This is a genomic window from Streptomyces turgidiscabies Car8 (assembly GCF_000331005.1).
In the GTDB taxonomy this organism is placed as follows: Bacteria; Actinomycetota; Actinomycetes; order Streptomycetales; family Streptomycetaceae; genus Streptomyces; species Streptomyces turgidiscabies.
The window spans coordinates 14,268-30,335 of record NZ_AEJB01000420.1 but is presented as its reverse complement, the minus strand read 5'-3'; the positions used below and the strand labels follow the sequence as shown (position 1 = coordinate 30,335).

Below are 16,068 nucleotides of genomic sequence, written 5' to 3'. Positions count from 1 at the left end.
ACAGCCGTGCGCCCAGTGGGCTCGGGAGACTCAGGAGGTCTCCGGGCGGGTCAGGAAGGCCAGCACCGCGCTCTCCCAGGCCGCCTTCTGCTCGATCATCGCCCAGTGCCCGCAGTCGGGGAGGACGTGCAACTCGGCCTTGGGGATGGTGCGCATCGGCAGCAGCGCGTTGTCGAGCGGGGTGACCCGGTCGTCGCGGCCCCAGGTCAGCAGCGTGGGCGCGGTGATCTTGTGGAGCGCCGCCCATATCGGCTGGTCGGAGTGGGCCTGGGCGGCCATCATCGCGGCCATCGCCTGCCGGCCGTAGATACGGCGGGACGCCTCCAGCGTCGCCGGGTCGGTGGCGCTCGCCCAGCGCTCCTCGATCAGCTCGTCGGTGAGGAGGGCCGGGTCGAAGACCATCGACCGCAGCCACTGCACGAGGTTGTCCCGGGTGGGGTTCTCGGTGAACTCCACCAGCAGGTTGAGCCCTTCGCTGGGCGCGGGAGAAAGGATGTTGCGGCCCACTCCCCCGATGGTCACGACCCTGCGGAACAGGTCCTTGTGGGCGACCGCGAGACCCACGGCCACGAACCCGCCCATCGAGTTGCCGACGACGTCCACCCGGTCGAGCCCGAGGCCGTCGAGGAAGCGCAGTACGGCCTTCGGGGCCGCCGCCATCGGGTTCTCGTCGGTCGGGTCGCTCACGCCGAAGCCGGGGAACTCCAGGGCGAGGGTGCGGAAGTGCTGGGCGAACACGGGCAGGTTGCCCCGGTAGTTGCGCCAGCCGGTCACCCCGGGCCCCGACCCGTGCAGCAGGAGCAGCGGCGGTCCGTCGCCCGCCTCGTGGTAGCGCAACACGCCCTCGTCGGTGGGGAGTTCGCGCAGGGTGTCCTCGTACGTCAGGGAGGTGATTGTCATGGCAGCACCGTGCCACCGGGCAGCCGGCGCCTGTCGGAGGGCTCCCGATCAGTGGGACGGTCCCGGCGGTGGGCGGCGCGCGCTGTCTAGCGTCGTGGACGTAACGATGCCGGGGGCTCTCGGGCCGCCCGGACCTGACCATTGCGAGGGGAGGACCTGATGGGTGTTCACTCACTCGGGTACCTGCGTCTGGAGTCCAACGACATCGACGGGTGGAAGGCCTTCGGGGGTGACTTCCTCGGTCTGATGCCCGTCGAGGGAGCTGATCCCGAATCCCTCCACTTCCGGATGGACGACTATCCGGCCCGCATCGTGGTCTCTCCGGGGGCGCAGCCCGGGATGACGGCGCTGGGCTTCGAGGTTCTCGACGAGCGGGAGCTGGCGGGGCTGGTCGCGGACGTCGAGAAGGCGGGGATCAAGGTGACCGCCGGTACCGAGGCGGAGGCCGCGGCGCGGAAGGTCACCGGCTTCGTCAAGTTCAACGACCCCGGCGGCAACCCGGTCGAGCTGTTCTACGGCACGACCTTGGACCATGTGCCGGTGCAGACCCCGCTGGTGTCGAATTTCGTCACCGGCGACATGGGCTTCGGGCACGCCATCATCTCCGCCGAGGACGCGCGGGGCACGTTCGAGTTCTACGTCAACGTGCTGGGCTTCGTCGAGCGGAACACGATGCGCTCACCGGGCGGCACCACGTGGTTCATGGGCTGCAACCCCCGCCACCACACCCTCGGGGTGACGCCGATGCCGGGTCCGGGGCGGCTGCTGCACTTCATGGTCGAGGGCGCGACGCTGGACGACGTGGGGCGCGCGCTGGACCGGGCCGGGAAGTACGAGATCCCGATGATGCACTCGCTGGGCAAGCACACCAACGACCACATGGTGTCGTTCTACGTCTGGTCGCCGGAGAACTACGCCGTCGAGTTCGGCTGGAACGGCCTGAAGGTGCCGGAGCCGGTGCCCGTCTACGAGATCACCGACGGCGCGTTCTGGGGCCACCACTTCACGCCGCCGCCGATGCCGGCCGGCTGAGCGCGCACGGACATGGCTGAGCCCCACGGTCCCTGGATTTCACCCGGGACCGTGGGGCTCGGTCGTGTCATCGGACGGTGATCGCCCGCTCCGGACAGGCCGACTCCCCATCGCGAGCGGCCTGTTGGAGACCTTCCGGGACGTCCTCGTCGAAGGGCAGCGCGTAGCCGTCCTCGTCCAGCCGGAACAGCCCTGGCGCCGCCGCCGCGCACCGCGCGTGACCCGAGCAGGAGAACCTGTCGATGGTGACCTTCACGAACCACTCCTGTTCTAGGGTTTGTTGGTCGACCCGGCGTCGACGGTGAACTGCAGCCCGGTGACGTATCTCGCCTCTTCCGAGGCGAGGAACAGGACCGCGTTCGACACGTCCCGGGGTTCGACGCACGGGGCGTGGGTGTTCATCGCGGCCAGGGCGAACATCGGTTCCCGCGCTTTGAGTTCGTCCAGTGGTACGCCGACGGTGATCCCCGTGTCGCTGACGCCGGTGGGGTGGACGGTGTTCACCCGGATGTGGTGCGTGCCGAGTTCGTTGGAGAGGGCCTTCATCAGGCCGACCACTCCGTGTTTGGCGGCCACGTAATGGGCGTACGGCACATGGCCGCGGATTCCGGCCGCCGAGCTGATCATGATGATCGAGCCGCCGTCGCCCGCCTCGATCATTCTCGGGATCGCCGCCCGTGCCGTGTTCCAGGCGCCCTTGAGGTTGACGTCGACGACGACGTCCCAGGCTTCCTCGGACAGCTGCCAGGCGGAACCCGCGCTCATGACACCGGCGTTGGCGACGACCACGTCGAGCCGCCCGAACTCCTCGTGCGCCGCGTCGACGGCGACCCGCATCTCGGTGACCGAGCGGACGTCGGCCTGGACGGCGACGCACCGCCGGCCCGTCGCCCGCACCAGCTCGGCGGTCTCCGCCAGCTCTTCCTTCGACGCGAGGGAGTAGGGCAGCTCGTCGCTGATGTCGTGGCAGACGTCGGTGACGACGACGTCCGCGCCCTCCTCCGCCAGCCGAACGGCGTGCGAGCGGCCCTGACCGCGCGCCGCTCCCGTGATGAGCGCGACCTTGCCCTCAACTCGCCCCATGGCAGCCTCAGTTCTTCGAGTCATCGGTCCGGTCGGTCAGGTCGGTATGGCTGGCCAGATCGGTGCGGCCGGTCCGGTCCGTCCGGTCGGTCAGATCCTCGGCGGCCTCGTGCAGGGCGTGCAGTCGCCGCTGGAGGAGCTCGCGCTCGGCCTCGTCTCCGTCGCCGTCCCCCAGTCCGGCGAGGTGTACGTCGGTCTCGGCGATCTCCGTGAGGAGCCGGCCGTGGGCCTCCTCGCGGGTGAGCAGGTCCAGGTCGGTCCAGTCGGACCGTTCGGACTCCGGGCGCCCGCTCATGCGGGGAGGTTGTAGAGGCGGCGGGCGTTCAGCTCGACGATCTTGTGCACCTCGTCGTCCGGTACGTCGGCGAGGACCTCGGCGGCGTAGGCGCGGCTCTTGGGCCAGTACGAGTCGGAGTGCGGGTAGTCGCACTCCCAGGTGATCTTGTCGACGCCGACGTGATGGCGGACCTCGACGCCGAAACGGTCGTCGATGAAGCAGCCGTGGAAGTGCTTGTGGAACAGCTCGGAGGGCCGGACGCTCTGGTTGACGTTCTGGTAGAAGCGGTGCCGCTCCCAGGTGCCGTCACTGCGTTCCAGCAGGTACGGGATCCAGCCGATGCCGCCCTCGGACAGCCCGATCTTCAGCTTGGGGTGCCTGTGCAGCACCGGGGAGAAGAGCAGGTCGGCGGTGGCGTACATGGCGTTGGTGCCGAACAGGGCGATCGTCACCGCGAACGGGGCCTCCTCGGCCGTTTTCGGCGCCTTGCCCGAGGTGCCGAAATGCAGGCACAGGGGCATGTCGGTCTCCTCGGCCGCCGAGAACACCGGGTCCCAGTGGTCGGTGTGGAAGGAGGGCAGACCGCGAGGCGCCGGGTTCTCCGGGAAGGAGATCGCCTTGGCGCCCTTGGCGGCGGTCCGGTGGATCTCCGCGACACACGCCTCGACGTCCCACAGCGGCAGGATCACCAGGGGGATGAGCCGACCCGGGGCGGTCGCGCACCACTCGTCCAGCACGAAGTCGTTCCATGCCTGGACGCACAGCAGCGCGAGGTGATGGTCCTTGCCGTCCATGAAGACGTGGCCCGAGAAACCGGGGAAGGACGGGAAGGACAGCGCCCCCCACACGCCGTCCAGGTCCATGTCGCGCAGCCGGGCCTTGGGGTCGTAGCAGCCCGGGATCATCTCGTCGTAGCGCGTCGGTTCGAGGCCGAACTCCTCCGGGCTCTTGCCCGCGACGGCGTTGAGGCCGATGTAGGGGTAGACGCGGTCCTCGTAGACCCACACCTCGGCGGGCGCCCGGCCCTCTCCGCGTGGCTGTTCGACGCTGCGCGGTCCCGCCTCCCGGTACTTCGCGGGCAGCCGGTCGGACCACAGTCGTGGGGGCTCGATCAGGTGGTCGTCGGTCGACAGCAACTTCATCCATGGCTGCAACGGCATCCTTGCGCTCCCTCGGTCCCGGAGACTCTCCAGCATCGACACATTGCGTGTACTGATCGGGTCCCACTCAGTGGAAGAAGGTGATGAAACCCCTTGCTTCTCGCGGATCATGGATGTGCACCAGATCCATCGATTTATATTCAGGCTACTCTTTTGTTCGACGGAAGGAGACCCCATGGGTCGAGTGCAGGACAAGGTCGTCTTCATCACGGGGGCGGCACGCGGCCAGGGCCGGGCCCAGGCGATCCGGCTCGCCGCGGAGGGCGCCGACATCATCGCCGTGGACCTCTGCGAGGACATCGCCACCAACGGCTACGCGCTTGCCACCGACGCCGACCTGGACGAGACGGTGCGTCAGGTCGAGAAGCTCGGGCGGCGCGTCGTCGCGCGCAAGGCGGACGTGCGCGAGCCCTCGGCACTCAAGGCGGCCGTGGCGGAGGCGGTGGCAGAACTCGGGCGGCTCGACGCGGTCGTAGCCCAGGCCGGGATCTGCCCGCTGGGCCCCGGGCAGACCGCCCAGGCCTTTCTGGACGCGGTCACCGTCGACTTCAACGGGGTGGTGCACGCCGTCGACGCGGCACTCCCCCATCTGCCCGACGGTGCCTCGATCGTGGCGACCGGGTCCATCGCCGGGCTGATCCCGGCGACCACGGACAACCCCGCCAACGGACCGGGCGGCCTCGGCTATTCTTTCGCCAAGCGCCAAGTGGCGGCGTTCGTCCACGACTTGGCGACGGTGCTCGCGTCGCGGCGGATCCGGGTCAACGCGCTGCACCCGACGAACGTCAACACGGACATGCTCAACAGCGACCTCATGTACCGCTCGTTCCGGCCCGACCTGGAGAACCCGACCCGCGAGGACGCGCTGCCCAACTTCCCCGCGACGACCGGCTTCGGCATCCCCTACGTCGAGCCCGAGGACATCGCCGACACCGTCCTCTTCCTCGTCTCCGACGAGTCCCGCTATGTCACCGGCATGCAGATGCGCGTCGACGCGGCCGGGTACGTGAAGCGGCGCCCCCAACTCCCCAACTTCTGAGCGGATTTCACGCAGAGGAGGTTCATGCCCCTCCCTCGGCCGTCATGTCGATGACCACCTTCCCGGTGGTCCGGCGTTCCGCGACGCCGGTCAGGGCGGCGGCCACGTCGGCGAGCGGGTGGACGCGGGAGACGAGCGGCCGCATACCGGCGCGGACCATCCCGGCCAGCGCCCGGTCGCCTGCGGCCACCGTGTCCGGGGCGTACTGGCGCAGCATGCGGATCTCGAAGCCCCGTACGACCGCGTCCTTGAGGAGGACGAGGTTCAGCGGGATCCGGGGGATCCTCCCGTCGGCGTAGCCCACCGTCACGAACCGGCCGCCTCGCCGCAGTGCGCGCAGGGCGGCCTCGGCGTGGTCGCCGCCCACCGGGTCGACACAGATGGGCGCCGCCGTCGGTCAGTTCACGGATGCGGGTCTTCAGGTCCTCGTGGACGTAGTCCACGCCCGCCGCGGCGCCGAGTTCGCGGGCGACCGTCAGCCGCTCCCGACTCGATGCCGCCGCGACCACGCGCATCCCGAGCCGGGTCGCGATGTCCACGGCCGCCGAGCCGACCCCGCCCGCGGCGCCGAGCACCGTCACCCACTCCCCCGCCGCGCCCTGTCCGACGGTGGTCAGGGCGTGGTAGGCGGTCGCGTAGGTCACGTGGAACGCGGCGGCGTGGATCATGTCGAGCCCGTCGGGGACGGGGCGCAGGCCCGCTACGGGCACCACGACCTGCTCGGCGAACGCGCCGGTCAGCACCGCTCCCGCCACGGGTGAACCCACCGGAGGGCCGGACACCCCGGGCCCCAGCGCCGCCACGACGCCGGCGAACTCGCTGCCGGGCGTGAACGGCAGGGGCGCCGGGACCTGGTAGCGGTCCGCCACCAGCAGTACGTCGGGGAAGTTGACGGCCGCCGCGTGCACCCGGACCAGCACCTCCCCCGGGCCGGGCTCGGGATCGCCGAGCTCGACGACCGACAGGCCTGACGGCGGCCCGTATCCCGTACAGCGTGCGGCTCTCATCGTGTCCTCTCGGCGGTGGGCATCGCCGGGTCACGGGGCAGGCCCAGTACCTGTTCGGCGATGGTGTTGCGCTGGATCTCGGCGGTGCCCGCGCCGATCGACGAGGCCCTGGTGCGCAGGAAGCCCCACACCCAGCGCCCGCGCTGCACTGCGTGCGGATCGCGGCGACCGAGGATGCCGTAGGCGCCCAGCAACTCCAGGGCGAACTCGTGGAGTTCCTGCTCGAAGGTCACGATGAAGAGCCGTGACGTCGAGGACGCCGGTCCGGGCTCGCCCTTCGCCATGATGTCGGCGATGGTCCGCATCCCGGTCAGGCGCATGATCCGCACCCGGATCTCGAAGTCCGCGAGCCGGTCGCGCACCAGCGGGTCCGAGGTGGCGCCGCGCTCACGCGCCAGCTCGGTCAGCTCGTCCAGGACGCGCCGGTACAGCGCTGCCTGGTTCATCGCACCGGCCGCGCGTTCATGGCCGAGGCTGGTCCGTACGAGGGGCCAGCCGCCGTTCTCCGCGCCGATCCGGTCGGCCACCGGGACGCGTACGTCGTCGAAGAAGATCTCGCAGAAGTGCGCGTCCCCGGTGAGGTCCCGCAGCGGGCGCACGCTCACTCCGGGGGCTCGCGCGTCGATCAGGAGGTAACTGATGCCGTCCTGACGGGAGTTGGGCGGGCCCGTCCGGACGAGGGTGAAGATGATGTCGGCGATGTCGGCCGAACTGTTCCACACCTTCTGCCCGTTGACGACGTACACGGAATCGGGGTCGTCGGGGCCGCCGCCCGCTGCGCCGTCCTCCCGGCGAGCGGTCGTGCGCAGCGCGGGCAGGTCCGAGCCCGCCTCCGGCTCCGAATAGCCCTGCGCCCAGACGGAGTCGCCGCGCAGCATGGGGCGCAGGAAGCGCTCCTTCTGTTCGGGGGTGCCGTACTTGACGAGGGTCGGGGCCGCGATGCCGAGTCCGGTGCCGAGGGGTCCGGGCAGCCGGGCTCGCGCGTACTCCTCCTGATAGATCACCTGGCGGGCGAAGTCCAGCTCCATTCCGCCGTGTTCGCGTGGCCAGCTCGGACCGGCGTACCCGGCGTCGAAGAGGGTGGCCAGCCATGCTTTCTGCCACGACAGCCGCTCGGCGGGGTCCTTGGGGCGGCGGCCCGGGTGATGGGCCGTGAGGAAGGTGCGCAGGCGGGCTCTGAACTCCCCGTCGGTGGCTGCCTCTTGGGAGATCCGGGCCGGGCGGGCCGATGACGTAGTCACCTCGGTGCCATGCGGATGGCGCCGTCGAGGCGGACGGTCTGGCCGTTGAGGTAGGGGTTCTCCAGCATCTCGACGGCGAGGCGGGCGTAGTCGTCCGGGGTGCCGAGGCGTTTGGGGTGCGGGACGGACGCGGCGAGGCCGTCCCGGATGTCCTCCCGGAGGCGGCCGAGCATGGGGGTGTCCATGACGCCGGGGGCGATGGTGTTCACGCGTATCTGCCAGCTGGCGAGGTCACGGGCGGCGACCAGGGTGATGCCGTGCACGCCGGCCTTGGCGGCGGTGTAGGAGGTCTGGCCGATCTGGCCGTCGAACGCGGCGACGGACGCTGTCAGGACCACCGCTCCCCGGTCGCCGTCGACGACGTCGTTGCCGGCGAGCCGGGCGGCGGCCAGACGCAGCACGTTGTAGGTGCCGATCAGGTTGACCCGTACGACCTCGGCGAAGGTGTCGAGTTCGCCCGGCTTGCGGTCGCGGTCGATGATCCGGGTGCGGTCGCCGCCGCGTCCCGCGCAGTGCACGACGAAGCGCAGCGGGCCGAGTTCGGCGGCGGTGTCGAGGGCGGCCGTGACGGCGGCCTCGTCGGTGACGTCGGCGCGGACGAACCGGGCGGCGTCACCGAGGTCGGCGACCGCCTTGACGCCCTGCTCCTCGGAGATGTCGGCGAGGACGACCGTGCCGCCGCGCTCGATGATGCGGCGGGCGGTGGCGAGGCCGAGGCCGGAGGCGCCTCCGGTGACCAGTGCCGATGAACCGTCGATGTTCATTCCCCACTCCTCACGGGACACTTCTTGAACGGGATCGGCCGGTGCGGGGTCACAGGCCCAGGGACTTGCTGATGATGGTCTTCAGGACCTCGCTGGTGCCGCCGTAGATCCGGGTCACTCTGGCGTCCGTGTACAGCCGTGCGATCGGTGATTCGAGGATGTAGCCGTAGCCACCGTGGAGTTGGAGGCAGCGGTCGACGACTCGGCCCTGTGTCTCGGTGCAGAACAGCTTGGTCCTGGCCGCGTCGGCCGGACTCAGCTCACCGGCGACGAGCGCCGTGACCGCCGCGTCCAGCAGGGCCTGCGCCGCTGTCAACTCGGTCTCCAGGGCGGCGAGTTCGAACTTGGTGTTCTGGAAGTGCGCGACCGGTTTCCCGAACACGGTCCGGTCGCGTACGTAGGTGACGGTCAGGTCGATCGCGGCGCGGGCCTGGGCGACCGCGCCGACCGCGATGGCCAGCCGTTCCTGGGCCAGGTTGCGGCCGAGGAGGGAGAAGGCGGCGCCCTCCTCGCCGAGCAGGTTGGCGACGGGGACGCGGACACCCGCGAAGGACAGTTCCACGGTGTCCTGGACCTGGAGTCCGATCTTCTCCAGCTTGCGCCCGACGGTGAACCCGGGCATCCCCTTCTCCACCACGAGGAGGGACAGGCCCGCCCGCCGGTTCTCCGGGTCGGTGGCCGTGCGGGCCACGACGATCACCAGGTCGGCATGGTGGCCGCCGGTGATGAAGGTCTTCGCCCCGTCGAGGACGTAGTGGTCGCCGTCACGGACGGCCTTCGTCTCGACGCCTGCCAGGTCCGAACCGGTGCCGGGTTCGCTCATCGCGACCGCGGTGTACAGCTCACCCGAGGCCAGGCCAGGGAACCAGCGGGTGCGTTGCTCGGCGTCGGCCAGCCCCGTGAAGTACGGGACGACCACGTCGAGATGGGTGCGCAGACCGCCGAGTGTCACTCCGGCGCGGGCGCACTCCTCCTGGATGACGACGTTGAAGCGGTAGTCGTCCGAGCCGCCTCCGCCGTACTCCTCGGGGATCGCCGTACCGAGGATGCCGAGCTTGCCTAGCGCGGTGAACAGCTCACGGGGGACGAGTGCGGCGCGGCGCCAGTCCTCGTACACCGGGAGCACTTCGCGGGCGAGGAAGTCACGGACCAGGAGACGGAAGTCCTCGTGATCCTGGTCGAACAGGGTCCGGCGCATCGAAGCTCCTTCAGTGGACCCTATTGAGTATACGTAATTGCCTTCCATGGTCCAGGGATCACGAGAAGTGAGCAGGAAAGAGGAGGAAAAGAGCAGGAAAATGGTTGTTACGGACCGGATCTCGTCAGGGGCTTGTCAGTGCCACCAGGGAATGAGTGCATCCAAATGCCGGCCCATCCGGTGGCGGGCGACTCCCGCGTCGCCCTGCACGATCGCGTCGAGGATGCGTTGGTGCACGTGCTGGACCTCCTCGGCCGCCGTGTCGCCCGGCAGCGGGCGGTCGTGGCCGGAGGCGTGGCGGCGGAACAGTTCGGTGATGATGGAGAGGAAGAGCGACAGCACCGGATTGTCGGCCAGAGCGGCCAGTTCGGAGTGGAACAGGTCGGCCTTGCGGAGTTCGTCGGCCGGGCCCTCGGTGGGCCACCGGACGGCTTTCGTGAGACGTTCGACGACCTCGGCGTCGCCTCTGGCGTGCCGGGCGGTCACCCTGGCGATGATGCCGAGCTCGATGGCGTTGCGGACGATCCGCAGGTCGTCGGCCGTGACTCCCTGGTATTCGAGGAAGAGGGCCATCGTGTCGATGCTGGCCTGCGGTTCCGGCGCGGTGACGACCAGGCCGCCGCCGGGGCCCCGGCGCATCCGGGCGACCGAGTGGTACTCCAGGAGACGAACCGCTTCCCGCAGCACGGCCCGGCTGATGCCGTAGCGGGCGAGCAGATCGGACTCGGATCCGAGCACCAGGCCGATCTGCCAGCCCCGCGCTGCGATGTCGTCGTGGATCCGGGCGGCCACGACCTCGGCGAGCTTGGCCCGCAGCCCCTCCGCCATTTCGGGCTCGATCACGTTCCCCGCGATCCGCTGTCCGCGACGCACCCGGTGCTTCTCGATCCAGGCGGCGACCGACTCCAGGTGGGCGGTGAGTTCCGACTGCGCCCGGGCTCCGTCGTCGGCGATCACGGCTTCGACGACCGCGCGGTGGGCCTGGTGCGAGGTCTCCTTCGCCGCGTGCATCTCCGCCTTGGTGACTCGGCGCGAGGTGTGCGCGTACCGGGCGGTGAGGCGGGTGAGCACGTCGACGAACAGATGCAGCACCGGGTTTCCCGACAGCTGCCCGAGCACCGGGTGCAGCGGGTCCTGCGAATGGACCGACGGGTCGTCCCAGTGGGCGAGTTCGGCGTCGAGCGTGGCGCGGAGGGTGGCGATGCCCTCTTCGGTGATGTGGTCGGCGGCCAGGCCCGCGGCGATCGGTTCGAGGAGCTGACGGGCCTGGAGCAGGTCGGTGACGCTGGTGCCGACGTATTCGAGGTAGATCACCATGGCCCGGGTCGCCGGCCCCGCGTCGGGAGCACAGACGATCAGGCCGCCGTTCGGGCCGCGCCGCATCCGGGCGACCTGGTGGTGCTCGACCAGCCGTACCGCCTCGCGCAGCACCGCACGGCTCACGCCCAGCTGCTCCCGCAGGTCCACCTCGGAGCCCAGGGACTCGCCGACGGGCCAGCCCTGGCGGATCACGGTCGCCTCGATACGGTGCGCGGTCTGCGCGGCCAGCTTGCCGACGGGGATACCGGCCTCGCCGTCGGCGGGTTCGCGGTCGACGGCAGTCGCCATGGGGCCAACTCCTCAGAGGGGGTATTGCGGATCCCCAGTCTATTCGCCACGACGACAGGTGACCGGCGCGCCGGTCACCTGACACCGAGTTCGGGTCGCGGTTTCCGGTCTCGCTCCCGACCTCTGGCTGCAGCCGATGGACACAGTTAGAGTACCCTCATTTCGAGATCGTGCGCATGGCGAGCGTGAAGTGCATGACGAGGACGTTGACGACCATGTGGCGACGACGAGGTTGAGGAGCCGGCAGCGATGCGACTGGAGTCGACACCCGAGATCGAGGCGTTCCGGAGGATGGTGCGGGCCTTCGTCGCCGAGCACGCGCCCGGCGTCAAGACCCACTTCGGCGTCCGCGCCCCCGAGCCCGCGCTGATGCCGGCGATCCGGGAGTGGACGGCGAAGCTGTACCGGGCGGGCCTCCTCGGGATCGACTGGCCCGCGGAGTACGGCGGGCGGCCCGACGCCCATCCCCTCGAACCGTTCGTCGTCGCCGAGGAGATCGCCCGGGCCCGCACCTGGCCGCCCGTCGGCGCGGCCTCGCTGGCCTCGGGCGCCCTGCTCGACTTCGGCACCGAGCAGCAGCGGGCGCGCTTCCTGCCCCGTATCCGGGCCTGCGAGGACGTGTGGTGCCAGCTGTTCAGCGAGCCGGAGGCGGGAAGTGATCTGGCCTCGCTGCGGACCCGGGCGCGCCGGGAGGGTTCGGACGAGAACGCCGTCTTCGTCGTCGACGGCCAGAAGGTGTGGACGACCAACGGCCACCACGCCGACATGGGTTACCTGCTGGCGCGAACCGACGCCGACGCGCCCAGGCACAAGGGGATCACCGCGTTCGCGCTGGACATGCGCAGCCCGGGTGTCGAGGTCCGGCCGTTGCGTGAGATCACCGGGACCACCGACTTCAACGAGGTCTTCCTCGACGGCGTCCGGATTCCGGCGGCGAACGTCATCGGGCGGGTGAACGACGGCTGGCGGGTGGCGATGAGCAGCCTCGGCCGTGAGCGTACCGGCGTGGCCGCGCGCGGCGCCGAGCTGTTCGCCGTACTGGACGACCTGCTGCGTCTCGCGGAGGAGACGCCGGTCGGTGGGCGGCCCGCGCTGGAGGACTCCGCCGGCCGGCAGGCGATCGGGGAGCTGGCGGCGCGGGTGCAGGTGAACGCGGCGATGATCTCGCTGGCGCAGTCGCGGATGCTGCACGGTACGGAGGGGGTCGGCGACGCCCTGCTGGGCAAGATCTTCTTCAGCGAACTCAACCATGATCTGGCCGAGTTCGGGCTGCGGTTGCAGGGGACGGACGGGTTGCTCGTCGAGGGTGACGTGGGGGTTGTGGCGGGTGGGTGGTGGCAGGACGCGCATCTGTACTCGCGGGCTTACACGATTGCCGGTGGGGCGAATGAGGTGTTGCGGACGCAGGTTGCTGAGCGGGGGTTGGGGATGCCTCGCTAGGTGGGTGCCGCTGCGTGTCGTAGTTCGTCTGCAACGCCGTCGTGGCTGGTCGCGCAGTTCCCCGCGCCCCTGACAGCGGCCCCTGACCAAGTGCCCCTTGTCGAAAGCGCACACTTCTCGGTCAGAGCAGTTCGATGATTGTCGCGTTGGCCGTGCCGCCGCCCTCGCACATGGTCTGGAGGCCGTATCGCAGGCCCTGTTGGCGCATTCTGGCCAGCAGGCGGGTCATCAGGATGGCGCCCGAGCCGCCCAGCGGGTGGCCCACGCCGATCGCGCCGCCCAGGGGGTTGAGGCGGTCGGGGTCGGCGCCGGTTTCGGCCAGCCAGGCCAGGGGGACGGGGGCGAACGCCTCGTTGACCTCGTAGACGCCCATGTCGTCGATGGACAGCCCGGAGCGGCGAAGTACCTTCTCGGTCGCGGGGATCGGGCCCAGGAGCATGGTGACCGGGTCCGCGCCGCTCACCGCGCCCGTGTGGTAGCGGGCGATCGGGGTGAGGCCCAGGTCGCGGGCGCGCTCGGGGGTGGTGATGAGGAGGGCGGCGGCGCCGTCGGAGATCTGGGAGGCGTTGCCGGCATGGATGACGCCGTCCTCCCTGAACGACGGCTTGAGCTTGGCCAGTGTGTCGGGGGTCGTGCCGCGTCGCAGCCCCTCGTCGACGGTGAACCTGGTGCCGTCGACCTCGATCGGCACGACGTGGTCGTCGAAGACGCCCGAGTCGATCGCGGCTGCCGCTTTCGCGTGGGACTCGGAGGCGAACTCGTCCAGCCTGCGTCGGCTCAACTTCCAGCGCTCGGCGATGAGTTCCGCTCCCACGCCCTGGCTGAACTCGAATCCGTCGTAACGGGCGATCGCAGCCGGTCCGTACGGCTGTCCCGTGGTCCGGTGCGAACCGAGCGGCACCCGGCTCATGGTCTCCACACCGCCGGCCACCACCAGGTCGTACTGGCCCGACATGACGGCGTGCGCGGCCTGGTCGACCGCCTGCTGGCTGGATCCGCAGGCCCGGTTGACCGTGACCGCCGGGACGTGTTCGGGCCAGCCGGCGGCGAGTACGGCGAACCGGCCGACGTTGCTGGACTGGTCGCCGACCTGGGTGACACAGCCCCAGACCACGTCGTCCACCGTGCCGGGGTCGATGCCGGTGCGGCGGACGAGGGCCTTGAGCACCTCGGCCGACAGATCCGCCGCGTGCACCGAGGCCAGCGAGCCGTCGCGCTTGCCGATCGGGGCGCGTACGGCGTCGACGATGACGGCGTCTCGCACGGACATGGATGGGTCCTCTCAGTCAGGTAGGTCAACGGGTAAGTCGGCCTGTCAACCAGCGGTCCAGGCAGGTCAGTCCAGGGAATACTGTGCGGCGGCGCCGCTGTCCAGCAGTGCGTCGATGCCGTCGACCTGCCAGTCCCGGAACACGGCTCGGGTGTCCGCGCCGACCGCCGGTGCGGTCGTCGTGGGGCTGGTCGGGGTGTCCGAGAAACGGGGTGCGGCGGCCGGTTGGACGACGCCGTCCGGGGCGGTCAGGGTGGCACGTGCGGCCAGGTGTGGATGGGCTGCGGCCTCGCTGAGACTCAGTACGGGGGCCACGCACGCGTCGGTCCCCTCGAAGAGCGCCGCCCACTCGTCCCGCGTACGCTCCGCGAACCGCTTCTCCAGCAGTTGCCGCAGCTGCGGCCAGGTCGAACGGTCGTGCTGCCACTCCGGGTCGACGTCCAGGTCGAGCAGGTCGATCAGCCGTCGGTAGAACTTGCGTTCCAGCGCGCCGACGGCCATATGGCGGCCGTCCCGGGTCTCGTACACGGCGTAGAAGGGCCAGCCGCCGTCGAAGCGGTTGACCCCGCGCTCGTCGCTCCACTCGCCGCGCCCGAGTTTGCCGAAGGTGCTGGCGAGGAGGTGCGCGGTGCCGTCGACGATGGCCGCGTCGACGACCTGCCCCCTGCCGGTGCGTGCGGCGGCGTGCAGGGCGGCCAGGACACCGATCACCAGGTAGCAGCCGCCGCCACCGAAGTCTCCGACGAGGTTGAGCGGGATCCGCGGCGGACCGCCCGCCTCCCCGATCGCGCCGAGCGCGCCCGCCAGCGCGATGTAGGTGATGTCGTGTCCGGCGGCGGCGGCCAGCGGCCCGTCCTGGCCCCAGCCGGTCATCCGGCCGTAGACCAGACGGGCGTTGCGGGCCAGGCAGTCGTGCGGCCCGATGCCGAGCCGTTCGGTGACTCCGGGGCGGAATCCTTCGATCAACACGTCGGCGTGCTCGACGAGTTGGAGGAGCGCGGCGGCTCCGGCCGGATGCTTCAGATCGAGGACGACCGATCGTTTACCCCGGTTGAGTACGTCCGCCGGTCCGCCCGCGTCCGGTTCGTCCGCCCGTCCGGGCCGGTCCACCCGGACGACCTCCGCCCCGAGGTCGGCGAGCAGCATCCCGGCGAACGGCCCCGGTCCGATGCCACCGAGCTCGACCACCCGGCAGCCGACGAGAGGTCCCGTCGCCATGGTCACCCCCTATCCACACCAGTCAGATTACGGATACTCAATCTCACGTCCGCGCGTACGTCGCTGTCAGCGGCCTTGCCAGACCGCCGCCCGCTTCTCCGCGAACGCGGCGGCCCCTTCCCTGGCGTCCTCCGACCGGAACACCGGAGCGGCGATCTCGAACTGCCGCGCCCAGCCCTCCTCCAGCGACCAGTCCGTGGCGTGGCTCGCGATCTCCTTGGTGGCCGCGACCGCGAGGGGACCGTTCGCCGCGATCGTCGAGGCGAGGGCGAGGGCGCCGTCGAGGGCGCCGCCCTCGTCGGTGAGCCGGTTGACGAGGCCGACCTCGGCCGCCCGTACGGCACTGATCGGTTCGCCGGTGAGCAGCAGCTCCAGCGCGACGGCGTACGGGATGCGGCGCGGGAGGTGGAGGGCGGCGCCCGCGCGGGCGACCAGGGAGCGCCGTACCTCGGGGACGCCGAGCCGCGCCGTGCGGGAGGCGACCACCAGGTCGCAGGCCAGGAGCAGTTCGAAGCCGCCGGCCAGGGCCCAGCCCTCGACGGCGGCGACCAGCGGTTTGCGCGGCGGTGTCAGGGTGATCCCGCACAGCCCGCGGCCCTCGATCGCGGGCGACTCGCCGCGCAGCCACGCCTTGAGGTCCATCCCGGCCGAGAACGTGCCGCCGGCCCCCGTGAGGACCCCCGCCCGCAGGTCGTCCGACTCGTCGAGTTCGTCCACCGCTGCGGCCACTCCGGCGGCCACCCCGGCGTCCAGCGCGTTCTTCACCGCGGGACGGTTGATCGTGATGACCTGGACAGCGCCACGACGCTCCACCAGCACCTCGTCCGACAC

The 16,068-nt window shown here is 70.5% G+C and carries 16 protein-coding genes and 1 pseudogene; 3 read left to right on the top strand and 14 right to left on the bottom strand.

From position 1 onward, the window contains the following. Positions 1-30: 30 nt before the first annotated feature. On the bottom strand, positions 31-900 hold the full coding sequence (locus STRTUCAR8_RS30815) for an alpha/beta fold hydrolase (protein WP_006380043.1): 870 nt from the start codon (positions 898-900) through the stop codon (positions 31-33). Positions 901-1,059: 159 nt separating this feature from the next. Here STRTUCAR8_RS30815 and STRTUCAR8_RS30810 point away from each other — a divergent pair, with 159 nt between their 5' ends. Then, the gene (locus STRTUCAR8_RS30810; RefSeq protein ID WP_006380048.1) at positions 1,060-1,932 is read left to right on the top strand and encodes a VOC family protein; all 873 of its coding nucleotides are present in this window, start codon (positions 1,060-1,062) and stop codon (positions 1,930-1,932) included. A 67-nt stretch (positions 1,933-1,999) separates the two neighbouring features. On the opposite strand, the gene STRTUCAR8_RS30805 is transcribed toward STRTUCAR8_RS30810, so the two are convergent. The 4 genes from STRTUCAR8_RS30805 to STRTUCAR8_RS30790 are packed head-to-tail and all read right to left on the bottom strand — an operon-like array spanning position 2,000 to position 4,452. Beyond that, complete coding sequence (locus STRTUCAR8_RS30805; RefSeq protein ID WP_006380046.1) at positions 2,000-2,188, bottom strand: ferredoxin; 189 nt, start codon at positions 2,186-2,188, stop codon at positions 2,000-2,002. 14 nt (positions 2,189-2,202) lie between these two features. Beyond that, positions 2,203-3,015 (bottom strand): mycofactocin-coupled SDR family oxidoreductase, encoded by an 813-nt coding sequence (locus tag STRTUCAR8_RS30800; RefSeq protein ID WP_006380040.1) that lies wholly within the window; start codon positions 3,013-3,015, stop codon positions 2,203-2,205. A gap of 7 nt (positions 3,016-3,022) precedes the next feature. Next, positions 3,023-3,310 (bottom strand): hypothetical protein, encoded by a 288-nt coding sequence (locus STRTUCAR8_RS30795; RefSeq protein WP_006380055.1) that lies wholly within the window; start codon positions 3,308-3,310, stop codon positions 3,023-3,025. Further along, positions 3,307-4,452 carry an amidohydrolase family protein gene (locus STRTUCAR8_RS30790; protein ID WP_006380032.1) on the bottom strand — a complete coding sequence of 382 codons (1,146 nt, stop codon included), beginning with the start codon at positions 4,450-4,452 and terminating at the stop codon, positions 3,307-3,309. The genes STRTUCAR8_RS30795 and STRTUCAR8_RS30790 overlap by 4 nt, the downstream gene beginning before the upstream one ends. Before the next feature lie 175 nt (positions 4,453-4,627). On the opposite strand from STRTUCAR8_RS30790, the gene STRTUCAR8_RS30785 reads away from it, so the two are divergent. Beyond that, positions 4,628-5,491, top strand: coding sequence for a mycofactocin-coupled SDR family oxidoreductase (locus tag STRTUCAR8_RS30785; protein WP_006380035.1), 864 nt, complete (start codon positions 4,628-4,630; stop codon positions 5,489-5,491). Between the two features lie 22 nt (positions 5,492-5,513). On the opposite strand, the gene STRTUCAR8_RS54600 is transcribed toward STRTUCAR8_RS30785, so the two are convergent. The 6 genes and pseudogenes from STRTUCAR8_RS54600 to STRTUCAR8_RS30760 form a co-directional block, all read right to left on the bottom strand. After that, positions 5,514-5,858: a zinc-binding dehydrogenase gene (locus STRTUCAR8_RS54600; RefSeq protein ID WP_006380051.1), complete on the bottom strand. Its 345-nt coding sequence runs from the start codon at positions 5,856-5,858 to the stop codon at positions 5,514-5,516. 70 nt (positions 5,859-5,928) lie between these two features. Beyond that, positions 5,929-6,498: pseudogene (locus tag STRTUCAR8_RS54595) on the bottom strand (alcohol dehydrogenase catalytic domain-containing protein); the annotation flags it as partial. Next, positions 6,495-7,739 carry an acyl-CoA dehydrogenase family protein gene (locus STRTUCAR8_RS30775; RefSeq protein ID WP_006380039.1) on the bottom strand — a complete coding sequence of 415 codons (1,245 nt, stop codon included), beginning with the start codon at positions 7,737-7,739 and terminating at the stop codon, positions 6,495-6,497. The pseudogene STRTUCAR8_RS54595 and the gene STRTUCAR8_RS30775, both read right to left, overlap by 4 nt. Continuing rightward, positions 7,736-8,503: an SDR family NAD(P)-dependent oxidoreductase gene (locus STRTUCAR8_RS30770; RefSeq protein ID WP_006380044.1), complete on the bottom strand. Its 768-nt coding sequence runs from the start codon at positions 8,501-8,503 to the stop codon at positions 7,736-7,738. Before STRTUCAR8_RS30770 ends, STRTUCAR8_RS30775 begins: the two co-directional genes overlap by 4 nt. Positions 8,504-8,552: 49 nt before the next feature. Next, positions 8,553-9,701, bottom strand: coding sequence for an acyl-CoA dehydrogenase family protein (locus STRTUCAR8_RS30765; protein WP_006380056.1), 1,149 nt, complete (start codon positions 9,699-9,701; stop codon positions 8,553-8,555). Positions 9,702-9,836: 135 nt separating this feature from the next. Then, positions 9,837-11,309, bottom strand: coding sequence for a FadR/GntR family transcriptional regulator (locus STRTUCAR8_RS30760; RefSeq protein WP_006380053.1), 1,473 nt, complete (start codon positions 11,307-11,309; stop codon positions 9,837-9,839). A 249-nt stretch (positions 11,310-11,558) separates the two neighbouring features. Here STRTUCAR8_RS30760 and STRTUCAR8_RS30755 point away from each other — a divergent pair, with 249 nt between their 5' ends. Further along, positions 11,559-12,749: an acyl-CoA dehydrogenase family protein gene (locus STRTUCAR8_RS30755; RefSeq protein ID WP_006380052.1), complete on the top strand. Its 1,191-nt coding sequence runs from the start codon at positions 11,559-11,561 to the stop codon at positions 12,747-12,749. 121 nt (positions 12,750-12,870) lie between these two features. Here the strand turns inward: STRTUCAR8_RS30755 and STRTUCAR8_RS30750 are convergent, their stop codons facing one another. The 3 genes from STRTUCAR8_RS30750 to STRTUCAR8_RS30740 form a co-directional block, all read right to left on the bottom strand. Continuing rightward, complete coding sequence (locus STRTUCAR8_RS30750) at positions 12,871-14,013, bottom strand: thiolase family protein (protein ID WP_044473190.1); 1,143 nt, start codon at positions 14,011-14,013, stop codon at positions 12,871-12,873. Between the two features lie 72 nt (positions 14,014-14,085). Next, positions 14,086-15,237: a CaiB/BaiF CoA transferase family protein gene (locus tag STRTUCAR8_RS30745; protein ID WP_044473189.1), complete on the bottom strand. Its 1,152-nt coding sequence runs from the start codon at positions 15,235-15,237 to the stop codon at positions 14,086-14,088. Between the two features lie 66 nt (positions 15,238-15,303). Next, positions 15,304-16,068 (bottom strand): crotonase/enoyl-CoA hydratase family protein, encoded by a 765-nt coding sequence (locus STRTUCAR8_RS30740; RefSeq protein WP_006380036.1) that lies wholly within the window; start codon positions 16,066-16,068, stop codon positions 15,304-15,306.

Excerpts from the sequence above, each read along its gene's own strand:
- STRTUCAR8_RS30815 (WP_006380043.1), bottom strand. The coding sequence starts at position 900 with ATGACAATCACCTCCCTGACGTACGAGGACACCCTGCGCGAACTCCCC.
- STRTUCAR8_RS30810 (WP_006380048.1), top strand. The coding sequence starts at position 1,060 with ATGGGTGTTCACTCACTCGGGTACCTGCGTCTGGAGTCCAACGACATC.
- STRTUCAR8_RS30800 (WP_006380040.1), bottom strand. The coding sequence starts at position 3,015 with ATGGGGCGAGTTGAGGGCAAGGTCGCGCTCATCACGGGAGCGGCGCGC.
- STRTUCAR8_RS30795 (WP_006380055.1), bottom strand. The coding sequence starts at position 3,310 with ATGAGCGGGCGCCCGGAGTCCGAACGGTCCGACTGGACCGACCTGGAC.
- STRTUCAR8_RS30790 (WP_006380032.1), bottom strand. The coding sequence starts at position 4,452 with ATGCCGTTGCAGCCATGGATGAAGTTGCTGTCGACCGACGACCACCTG.
- STRTUCAR8_RS30785 (WP_006380035.1), top strand. The coding sequence starts at position 4,628 with ATGGGTCGAGTGCAGGACAAGGTCGTCTTCATCACGGGGGCGGCACGC.
- STRTUCAR8_RS30770 (WP_006380044.1), bottom strand. The coding sequence starts at position 8,503 with ATGAACATCGACGGTTCATCGGCACTGGTCACCGGAGGCGCCTCCGGC.
- STRTUCAR8_RS30765 (WP_006380056.1), bottom strand. The coding sequence starts at position 9,701 with ATGCGCCGGACCCTGTTCGACCAGGATCACGAGGACTTCCGTCTCCTG.
- STRTUCAR8_RS30760 (WP_006380053.1), bottom strand. The coding sequence starts at position 11,309 with ATGGCGACTGCCGTCGACCGCGAACCCGCCGACGGCGAGGCCGGTATC.
- STRTUCAR8_RS30755 (WP_006380052.1), top strand. The coding sequence starts at position 11,559 with ATGCGACTGGAGTCGACACCCGAGATCGAGGCGTTCCGGAGGATGGTG.
- STRTUCAR8_RS30745 (WP_044473189.1), bottom strand. The coding sequence starts at position 15,237 with ATGGCGACGGGACCTCTCGTCGGCTGCCGGGTGGTCGAGCTCGGTGGC.